The organism is Protofrankia sp. CiP1_Cm_nod1, from assembly GCF_920888515.1.
In the GTDB taxonomy this organism is placed as follows: Bacteria; Actinomycetota; Actinomycetes; order Frankiales; family Frankiaceae; genus Protofrankia.
The window spans coordinates 1-10184 of the sequence record NZ_CAKKTM010000002.1 but is presented as its reverse complement, the minus strand read 5'-3'; the positions used below and the strand labels follow the sequence as shown (position 1 = coordinate 10184).

6 protein-coding genes and 1 tRNA gene are annotated in these 10184 nt (G+C 70.5%); 3 read left to right on the top strand and 4 right to left on the bottom strand.

The window, feature by feature from the left end:
- Positions 1-268: 268 nt before the first annotated feature.
- The 3 genes from NBX02_RS00245 (at position 269) to NBX02_RS00235 (ending at position 3437) form a co-directional block, all read left to right on the top strand.
- The gene (locus NBX02_RS00245) at positions 269-1729 is read left to right on the top strand and encodes a replication initiator (protein ID WP_250289452.1); all 1461 of its coding nucleotides are present in this window, start codon (positions 269-271) and stop codon (positions 1727-1729) included.
- A 107-nt stretch (positions 1730-1836) separates the two neighbouring features.
- The gene (locus NBX02_RS00240; protein ID WP_250285924.1) at positions 1837-2199 is read left to right on the top strand and encodes a helix-turn-helix domain-containing protein; all 363 of its coding nucleotides are present in this window, start codon (positions 1837-1839) and stop codon (positions 2197-2199) included.
- The gene (locus NBX02_RS00235) at positions 2196-3437 is read left to right on the top strand and encodes a tyrosine-type recombinase/integrase (RefSeq protein WP_250285925.1); all 1242 of its coding nucleotides are present in this window, start codon (positions 2196-2198) and stop codon (positions 3435-3437) included. The genes NBX02_RS00240 and NBX02_RS00235 overlap by 4 nt, the downstream gene beginning before the upstream one ends.
- 3 nt (positions 3438-3440) lie before the next feature.
- Here the strand turns inward: NBX02_RS00235 and NBX02_RS00230 are convergent.
- From NBX02_RS00230 to gyrB, 4 genes are all read right to left on the bottom strand, one after another.
- A tRNA-Ile gene (locus NBX02_RS00230) sits at positions 3441-3514 on the bottom strand.
- An 84-nt stretch (positions 3515-3598) separates the two neighbouring features.
- Complete coding sequence (locus NBX02_RS00225; RefSeq protein ID WP_250285926.1) at positions 3599-4102, bottom strand: DUF3566 domain-containing protein; 504 nt, start codon at positions 4100-4102, stop codon at positions 3599-3601.
- A gap of 1192 nt (positions 4103-5294) precedes the next feature.
- The gene (gyrA, locus tag NBX02_RS00220) at positions 5295-7811 is read right to left on the bottom strand and encodes a DNA gyrase subunit A (protein WP_250285927.1); all 2517 of its coding nucleotides are present in this window, start codon (positions 7809-7811) and stop codon (positions 5295-5297) included.
- 144 nt (positions 7812-7955) lie between these two features.
- Complete coding sequence (gyrB, locus tag NBX02_RS00215; RefSeq protein ID WP_250289450.1) at positions 7956-9890, bottom strand: DNA topoisomerase (ATP-hydrolyzing) subunit B; 1935 nt, start codon at positions 9888-9890, stop codon at positions 7956-7958.
- Between the last annotated feature and the right edge of the window lie 294 nt (positions 9891-10184).

The window sequence follows — 10184 nt, the reverse complement described above, 5'->3', positions numbered from 1 at the left end:
TCCCTTGACCGAAGGTTCGGAACAGCCCGACCCGTCCGGCCGTTGGCGTCGGTGGGACCACACAACACAAAATCTTGCGCACGTCGTGGTGTGCAGCCTGAAGCGTAGGGTCGGGCCGTGGCGGCCCTTCCGTCATGCGCGGCATAAAACATAAAAAACTCTCTTCTCGGTCCCTTCCTCGCCACTTTCCCTTTTCCATGCCCTGTCCGGGATGGGAAGGGAAACCATGCCGAGCGGTCGTTTCCCGGCCAAGAAGAGAGCGCTTCCCGTGGTTCCCGACCTTCTCACCGCTGCCGCCGACCGGATCGCCGACGGCACGTTTTCCACGCTGTGGGACCAGATCCGGCGCGTCAACGGCTGCGCGCACCCGATCCGCCTGGCCGGCACCATCGACCAGGCCGACACCGCGACCGGGGAAATCCGCCGGACCTTCGACTCCGCCGCCCTGCCGGACGGCACCATCCTCGTGCCCTGCGGAAACCGGCGGGCCACCGTCTGCCCGTCCTGCTCGTACCTGTACGCCGGGGACGCCTGGCAGATCGTCCACGCCGGTCTCGCCGGTGGCCTGGAGATTCCCGACACGATCGCCCAGCATCCCGGGCTGTTCGTCACCGTGACCGCCCCGTCGTTCGGCCCGGTGCACTCCCGCCGGGCCAACCACGGCCCCGCCCAGGTCTGCCGGCCCTACCCCGGCCGCTGCCCCCACGGCCGCCCCCGCGGCTGCCACCTCGTCCACCCCGACGACGACCCCCGCATCGGCGCCCCGATCTGCCTGGACTGCTACGACCTCGCCGGCCTGGTCGTCTGGAACCGCCACGCCGCCCGGCTATGGAAACGCACCATCGACCTGACCTACCGGCGCCTCGCCTTCCTCACCGACCGCACCGAACGAAAAACCCGCCGCCAGGTCCGGATCAGCTACATCAAAGTCGCCGAAATGCAGGCCCGCGGCGCGGTCCACTTCCACGCCGTCCTCCGCCTCGACGACGCCACCACCCACCGCGGCTACTGGGCACCCCCACCGGCCTGGGCCACCGCCGAGCTACTCGCGGCCTGCTGGCGCTGGGCGGTCCGCCGCGCCGAACAGCCCTGCCCCGACCCGCACCGCTACACCCTGCCCACCCGCCTCGTCCCCACCCCGACACCCCGCCCGCCGATGCTCGCCGCCCGCTGGGGCGACCAGGCCGACACCCGCCCCCTCACCGTCGACGGCGGCGACCTCACCCCCGCCACCGTCGGCAACTACCTCGCCAAGTACGTCACGAAATCCGTCACCACCTCCGGCGCCCTCGACAGCCGCATCCGCACCCCCGACGACCTGACCACCCGGCTCCTGCTGCTCCCGGACCATCACGCCGAACTCGTCCGGGCGTCCTGGCGGCTGGCGCTACGCGCCGACTTCGCCGACCTCGGCATGGACCGGTGGGCCCACCAATTCGGCTTCAACGGCCATTGGATCACCAAAAGCCGGACCTATTCCACGACCTTCGCCGCCTGCCGGGAACGCCGCCGTACCTGGGCCCGCACCCATACCCGTACCGGCGAGGAACGCACCCCGCTCGACGCCTGGGGCCGGCCGGAAGACGACGACCAAGTCATCACCCTCGCCGCCTGGCGGTACCAGGCGTCCGGCTACGCCCGCACCGGCGACCGGATGCTCGCCGACATGGCCGCCGACCAAGCCCGCTCACGCCGCGAGGCCACTCGAACCGGCCGACAGACAGCATGACCGCCACCTGCCGGCCGGCCCGACGACATTTCCGCCGTCGCGCCCCGACGCCTCGCATGCCAAGCAACCGCGCCGGGACGCACTCCCCGACAAGGAGCACACCCAGAATGCCTTTTCGCATCCCGCCCCGGGAGTCCGCCGCCGGTGAGGCCACGCCGGACCACATCGCCACGTTGCCCGCGGAGCTGCGGGCACTCGCCGACCGGCTGGACGCCTACCTGGCGGAACAGGCCCGGCCGCGCCTGGCCGCCGTCCCGGCCACCACGGCACCGGCGGGCCCCGACCCGCTCGACGGCCTGCCCGCACTGATCTCGGTGGAGCGGGCGGCCGGGCTGCTGGGTCTCTCCCGGGCCGGCGCCTACCGGCTGACCTCGTCCGGGGAACTGCCCTCCCGCCGGCTCGGGGGCCGGGTCTTCATCGTCACCGCCGGTCTGCGCGCGATCCTGACCCCGGACGGAGCGGCCGCATGAAGGGCAGCGCCTACCGCAAGGACGGTAAGTGGGCCTACCGGCACGACGTCGATCCGGATTCGCTGACTGGCAAGCGGCGGCAGACCGGCCGGGGCGGGTTCGCGACCCGCAAAGAGGCGGAGAAGGCGTTGCGGGATTCGATCGCTGCCTACGAGTCGGGCCGGCACGTGAAGGTGTCCCGCCGTACCGTCGGGGCGTTCCTGGACGAGTGGCACGCGGCGATGAAGGCGGGGATGCGCCCCACGACGTGGGTGAAGTACGGCAACCTGCTCCGGGCCTACGTCACGCCGATCATCGGGGAGACCGCGTTGCGGGAGCTCACGCCGGTGCGGCTGAACCTGTTGTACGCGCACCTGCTCGATGAGGGTCGGGTGCATCGGCGGGCGGAGCAGAAGCCGGGCCTGTCGCCGTCGACGGTGGCGACGGTGCACCGGATGTTGCACCGCGCGCTGGCGGATGCGGTGAGGTGGGACTACGTGGCGCGCAACGTGGCGGAGGACGCGCAACCACCGCGGGTGGGCCGGCGCCGGCCCACGGTGTGGACACCGGAGCAGCTGCGCGCGTTCGTCGAGTACATCCGGGGTGATCGGCTCTACGCGCTGTATCTGCTGGTGGTGACCACGGGCATGCGCCGGGGTGAGGTGGTCGGGCTGCGCCGCGAGGACATCGACCTGAAGGCGGCCACGGTCGTCCCGGCCGTGCCACGGGTGGTCGTCGACGGCCGGGCCGTGGAGTCGGAGACGAAGACCGAGTCCGGGCAGCGTCCCCGAGCGCTCGATCCGCTGACGCTGGCCGCGCTGCGCGCGCATATCGAGATCTGGGAGGAGGAGCGGAAGCAGGTCGGGCACACCACCGATCTGCTGTTCTGCTGGCCGGACGGTAGCGAGATCCACCCGGACACGGTGACCGACCGGTTCCAGAAGCACGCCAGGGCCGCCGGGCTGCCGGTGATCCGGCTACACGACGTCCGACACAGCTACGCCACGGCCGCGCTGAAGTCCGACGTCCACCCGAAGATCGTGTCGGAACGGCTCGGGCATGCCGACGTCGCGTTCACGCTGAAGATCTACAGCCATGTGATCGCGGGTATGGACGCTGCCGCCGCGCGCCTCGTCGCGGAGGCGATTTTCGGTCCGGCAGAGCCGGTTTTGGACGGGCCGGTGCACGAATCCGTGCACGAGGAGGAAGAATCGCCGCTGGTCGAAGAAGAAAGTGAGGGAGAAAAGCCTGCGGCGTAAGGGTGGACCTGGGTGGACTTGAACCACCGGCCTCTTCCTTATCAGGGAAGCGCTCTGACCGACTGAGCTACAGGTCCTTGCTGGGCTCCACAGTACCGGATGCGTGGGATGTTCGGGCAGGCACCCGGGCTGGAAGCCCGTCAGGGGTCGACGTGTCGCGGCTAGTCGCCCAGGGTGACTTCGATACCGCCGACCATCTCGGTGCACAGGTTGTAGAGTAGCGCGCCCAGGGTCGCCAGTGCCGTCATCAGGATCACGTTGATCGCGCCGACGAGCAGGCCGATCTCCATGGCTCTGGTGAACGACAACCAGGCGCGTACGCCGCCGTTGCTGCCGTCGGTGAGCGTGTCCGCCGCTTCCACGACACTGTCGAAGACGCCGATCGAGTTCAGCACGAACCACAGCACGGCAGCGGCGATCATCAGTACGACGAACACGCAGAGGGAGAACGCGAACGTCAGCTGGGCCACCGACATGGGGTTGACCCGGGTGATGCGCAGCCGGGCCCGCCGTCCCTGCCCGGGTGGGCGCATGGTGGACGGCCCGGTGGCGGTGCCTGTCATCGGCCCGGTGGCCGCCGGCTCCTTCACCCCGCCCCGTTCCCGCACGGGGACCTGGGAGGTGCCGGACGCGCCCGCGCCGGAGGGGTCGGCTGGCCGCTTCACGAGGGGATCCCGAGTGCCGGTGCCCCCGCCACGCGCCAGTGGGCCCGTTGTGGCACGACGATCAGATGATGCGGGCGCTGCCCGATCGTCACTGCGTGGATGTCCACCGTCCACCCGTTTGAAGGCCTCCGTCTCCGGGGCCCGCGCCGCCGCGGCCGCCGGTCCACGTTTCGACTGTCCCACACCACCAGCATCCCCGCCCGGCGCGGCGCGCGTGACCTGGCCGTCAGTTGCCGGACGGGCGGCCGGCGACACGCCGGTACCGGTTGAGCCGCCGGTTTTCTTCGCCGGCCGGCGCAGCGAGATCGTGTCCGAGTCGGAGCGGGGCCGCCCGCCGGTGGAGGTCGAAGCGGACGCCAGGGCGATGGCCTCCGTGTCGACGCTGTCGGTCACGGTGGGAGATCCTGCCGCTGGACGCGGTGCGGCCGGTTCGCCGGACGCGGCGCCGTCCACGCTGCCGGACGTGGTCGGGCGTGGCCCGCGTGCCCCTCTCGACGCGCTGGTGGCAGGCCCGGCCAGGCCTGTCGAACCAGCGGCGGCCGACGTCGGCGATGCCGACGCGGACGACACGCCCGGCCGCGGGCCCGCGGTGCCCGACAGGCCCGAAGAAGGCGCCGAGGCGGCGGTGGAGCTCCCGGGCCGAGCCGGAGCCTGGCGTCTGGTAGCGGTGTTCGGGCCGGTGGCCGCCGTCTTCCCGTCCCCCCGGCCGGGCTGGGAGCCGGTGTCCGTCCTCGGCGCGGCCGGCCGGGGGGACGGGGACGCCGACGGGCCGGGGGCCGCACGCTGCGTGGTTCTGGCGCCGCGGGTGTCCCGGCTGCCTCGGGTCTCCCGCGGCATCCGCAGTTCCCGCAGCACCGAGGCCGGCTTCTGCGCCTGTGTCCCGTCGTCCTGCGGCTCCGGGGCCGCTGCGGGGCCTGTCCCGGCCCCGGAGCCCGATGATGTTCCCGGCGCCGGAGGCGTCGGGAACGTGGAGGATGTGGAGGACGTCGCGGGTTTTGTCGCGCCCGGGCCGGAGCGGGCCTGGCCCGACGCGGCGCGCTGGTCGTTACGGGGTTCCCCGGCCCGTTCGGGCTGTTGCTCCGGCCGCGGCGGAGAAGATCCACGGAAGGCCGGTGACCGGGTGGTCCGGTCGTCGTCGCTGTCGCTCACGGTCCATCTCCCGCCTTGCCGCCCGGCCGCCGGTCATCCGTCCTCAGGCCGGGTTTCCCCCGCCGGGAGCGGCTGTCGGCCCGCCGTTGGCGTTGTCTTCCGCATCGGCATTACGTGCTACTCCGACGACCTGTACGCCGGCTTCGAGATCGATGAGACGGACCCCCATGGTCTGCCGCTGGGCCCGGCGGACGTCGCGCGCGATCGTCCGCAGCACACCACCGTTGGACGTGATCGCGTAGAGCTGGTCGTCCGGGCTGACCACGAGTGCGCCGACCAGGCCACCACGGGTAGAGACGATCTTCGCGGTGAGGACGCCCTTGCCGCCACGCCCCTGCACCGGGTACTCGCCCAGCGACGTCTGCTTGGCGTAGCCGCCGCTGGTGGCGACGAGCAGGTTCGCCTCCGACTCCGGCGGGACGACCTCCATCGCGAGCAGCTCGTCGTCGCTGTCGAAACGCATCCCGATGACGCCGGAGGTGGCCCGCCCCATCGGGCGCAGCTGCTCGTCGTCGGCGTGGAAGCGGATGGACTGCGCCTGCCGGCTGACCAGCAACAGGTCGTCGCCGGCGGAGACGAGCCGGGCGGCGATGAGCTCGTCGTCGTCCCGCAGGTTGATCGCGACGAGGCCGCCGGAGCGGTTGGAGTCGAACTCGGCCAGCGCGGTCTTCTTGCACAGCCCCCGCCTGGTCGCAAGCACCAGGTACGGGGCCGCCTCATAGTCCTTGATCGCCATGACCTCGGCGATGCGCTCGTCCTGGCCGAACGCGAGGATGTTCGCCACGTGCTGGCCCTTGGCGGTGCGGGCCTGCTCGGGCAGCTCGTGCGCCTTGGCCCGGTACACCCGTCCCTTGTTGGTGAAGAACAGCAGCCAGTGATGGGTGGTGGTGACGAAGAAGTGCTCGACGATGTCGTCCTCGCGCAGGGCCGCGCCCTGGACGCCCTTGCCGCCGCGGCGCTGTGAGCGGTACAGGTCGGTCTTGGTGCGCTTGGCGTAGCCGCCGCGGGTGACGGTGACGACGACGTCCTCGCGGGCGATGAGGTCCTCGACGGACATGTCGCCCTCGAACGGGACGAGCCTGGTCCGCCGCTCGTCGCCGAACCGGTCGACGATCTCGGTGAGCTCCTCGCCGATGATCTCCCGCTGGCGGGCCGGTGAGGCCAGGATCGCCTCGAGCTCGGCGATCTTCGCCCGCAGCTCGGCCGCCTCGTCGATGATCTTCTGACGCTCGAGTGCGGCGAGCCGGCGCAGCTGCATGTCCAGGATGGCGACCGCCTGGATCTCCGACAGGGAGAACCGGTCCATCAGCTGTCCGCGCGCGGCGTCCGCCGACTCGGCGTTGCGGATAAGGTTGATCACCTCGTCCAGGTGGTCGAGGGCGATCAGCAGGCCCTCGAGCACGTGCAGGCGTTCGCGGGCCTTGCGCAGCTGGTAGCGGGTCCGCCGGACGATCACGTCGACCTGGTGGTCGACGTAGTACCGCACCATCTGGTCCAGCCGCAGGGTGCGCGGCACCCCGTCGACGATCGCCAGCATGTTCACGCCGAAGGTGTCCTGCAGCTGGGTGTGCTTGTACAGGTTGTTCAGGACGACCTTCGCGACCGCGTCCCGCTTGAGATCGATGATCAGGCGCTGGCCGGTACGCGCGGAGGTCTCGTCCCGGATGTCGGAGATCCCGCTGATGCGGTTGTCCCGGACCAGCTCGGCGATCTTCTCCGCGAGGTTGTCCGGGTTGACCTGGTACGGCAGTTCGGTGACGACGAGCTGGGTGCGGCCCTTGTTCTCCTCGACCTGCACCACCGCCCGCATCCGGATGCTGCCGCGGCCGGTGCGGTAGGCGTCCTCGATGCCCTGGCGGCCGACGATGAGGCCGGCGGTGGGGAAGTCCGGCCCCTTGATCAGATCGAGCAGGGCCTCGAGCAGCTCGGGGTCGCTGGCGTCCGGGTGCGCGAGGAACCACTTCACGCCGTCGGCGACCTCCCGCAGGTTGTGCGGGGGGATGTTGGTGGCCATCCCGACGGCGATGCCGCCGGCGCCGTTGACCAGCAGGTTCGGGAAACGGCTGGGCAGGATCGTCGGTTCCTGCGAGCGGCCGTCGTAGTTCGGGGCGAAGTCGACCGTGTCCTGGTCGATGTCGCGCAGCATCTCCATGGCCAGCGGCGCCAGCCGTGACTCGGTGTAGCGCATGGCGGCCGGCGGGTCGTTGCCCGGGGAGCCGAAGTTGCCGTTACCGTCGACCAGCGGGTAGCGCAGCGACCAGGGCTGGGCGAGCCGCACCAGGGTGTCGTAGATCGCCGAGTCGCCGTGCGGGTGGTAGTTACCCATGACGTCACCGACGACGCGCGAACACTTGAAGTAGCCCCGGTCCGGGCGGTAACCACCGTCGTACATCGCGTACAGGACGCGGCGGTGCACCGGCTTGAGGCCGTCCCGGACCTCGGGCAGCGCCCGGCCGACGATGACCGACATCGCGTAGTCGAGGTACGACCGCTGCATCTCGACTTCGATGCCGATGGGCTCGACCCGGTCGCCGGGCGGCGGAGGTAGTACGTCGGTCACGCGGGTCCTTCCATACAGGGATGGTGCGGGTGGTCAGCCGTACATGGTACAAACTGTCTGTAACCGGACATCCGGGGTGCCGAGCCGACGGACCGCCGCCGGCCAGCTCGCCGCGGTGCCCGCGGCCGCGCGCCCCGCGGCCGGTCAGATGTCAAGAAAACGGACGTCCTTGGCGTTGCGCTGGATGAAGGAGCGCCGGGCGTCGACGTCCTCGCCCATCAGGACGGAGAACAGCTCGTCCGCCACGGCGGCGTCGTCCAGGGTCACCTGCAGCAGGATGCGGCGGTCCGGGTCCATGGTGGTGTCCCACAGCTCGGTGGCGTTCATCTCGCCGAGGCCCTTGAAGCGCTGGATGGCGTCCTTGGGCAGTTTGCGGCCGGCCTCGATGCCGTGCTCGATCAGGCCGTCGCGCTCCCGGTCGGAGTAGGCGTACTGCCAGTCCTCCCGGCCCCATTTGATCTTGTAAAGGGGCGGCTGGGCGAGGAAGACGTAGCCGGCCTCGACCAGCGGGCGCATGAACCGGAACAGCAGTGTCAGCAGCAGCGTGCGGATGTGCTGGCCGTCGACGTCCGCGTCCGCCATCAGGACGATCTTGTGATAGCGGAGCTTGCTGGCGTCGAAGTCGTCGTGGATGCCGCAGCCGAGCGCCTGGATCAGCGCCTGGACCTCGGTGTTCTTCAGCACCCGGTCGATGCGGGCCTTCTCCACGTTGAGGATCTTCCCGCGCAGCGGGAGGATCGCCTGGAACTTCGAGTCCCGGCCGCCCTTGGCCGAGCCGCCGGCCGAATCGCCCTCGACGATGTAGAGCTCGCAGCGCTCCGGGTCGGTGTACTGGCAGTCGGCGAGCTTGCCGGGCAGGCCGGTGCCGCCGAGCAGGCCCTTGCGCCTGGTCAGGTCGCGGGCGGCACGGGCGGCGATCCGCGCCCGCTGGGCGTCCAGCGCCTTGCTGACGATCGCCCGGGCCTCGACCCGGTTGGCCTCGAGCCAGTCCTTGAGCGCCGAATAGCACATCTCCTGGACGAACCGCTTGGCCTCGCTGTTGCCGAGCTTCGTCTTGGTCTGGCCCTCGAACTGCGGCTGCGCCAGCTTCACCGAGATGATCGCGGTCAGGCCCTCGCGGATGTCGTCGCCGGCGAGGCGCTCGTCAGGGTTCTTGCCGTTGGCCTTCGGGGGCCTGAGCAGGTTCTGGTCCTTGGCGTAGGCGTTGACCGCGCTGGTCAGCGCCGCGCGGAAGCCCTCCTCGTGGGTGCCGCCCTCGTGGGTGTTGATGGTGTTGGCGAACGTGTAGACCGACTCGTTGTAGCCGGCGTTCCACTGCATCGCGAGCTCGGCCTCGATGCCGGTGCCCTTGGAGTCCAGCGAGATGACGGTCTTGTGGATCGGGTCCTTGCTGGCGTTGAGGTGCTCGACGAAGTCGACGAGCCCGCCGGCGTAGCGGTAGGTGACCGCGAGGGGCTCCTCGGGACGCTCGTCCCGCAGGTTGATCGTCAGCCCCTTGTTCAGGAACGCCATCTCCTGCAGCCGGCGGGAGAGGATCTCGTACTTGTAGTCGGTCGTCTCGAAGATCGTGTCGTCGGCCCAGAAGGTGACGGTCGTACCGGTCTTCCTGGTGGGGGAGCCCTTGGCCAACGGCGCGGCCGGACGGGTGTTCTCGTACGGCTGGAACCAGGTGAAGCCCTCCCGGCGGATCTCCACCTCGAGCCGGGTGGACAGGGCGTTCACCACGCTCACGCCGACGCCGTGCAGACCGCCGGAGACCGCGTACGACTTGCCGTCGAACTTCCCCCCGGCGTGCAGCGTGGTCAGGACGACCTCGACCGCCGGGCGCTTCTCCGTCGGATGCTCGCCCACCGGGATGCCACGGCCGTTGTCGGAGACCCGGACACCGCCGTCGGCGAGCAGGGTCACACCGATCGTGTCGCAGTAGCCGGCCAGCGCTTCGTCCACAGCGTTGTCCACAACCTCGTAGACGAGATGATGGAGACCACGCTCGCCGGTGGAGCCGATGTACATACCCGGACGCTTGCGAACCGCGTCGAGACCCTCAAGAACCTTGATCGAACTTGCGTCGTAGGCCACGCGGTATGTCCCCTCGTCCTCAACTGCGCATAACGCGAGAAGCGTCTCCTGAGTCTACCTGGCGTATCGGCCAGAAGGACGCGGGGTGGCCCCTGGCATCCGCGCAGCGTCCCGAACAGCTTTCCATCGAACCCCCGTACGCAGGGGTTACCCGCACGACGCCTGTGGGCGATCCGGAGACCCTGCGTGCGGGCCGCGGGCAGCCTCCGGAACACCCCGGACGCCCGGGATGCCCGCGACGCCCGATCACGGGCCGGGGGTGCGGCGGGCGCCCGGGCGGTCGTGGCCCAACGC

Excerpts from the sequence above, each read along its gene's own strand:
- NBX02_RS00235 (WP_250285925.1), top strand. The coding sequence starts at position 2,196 with ATGAAGGGCAGCGCCTACCGCAAGGACGGTAAGTGGGCCTACCGGCAC.
- NBX02_RS00240 (WP_250285924.1), top strand. The coding sequence starts at position 1,837 with ATGCCTTTTCGCATCCCGCCCCGGGAGTCCGCCGCCGGTGAGGCCACG.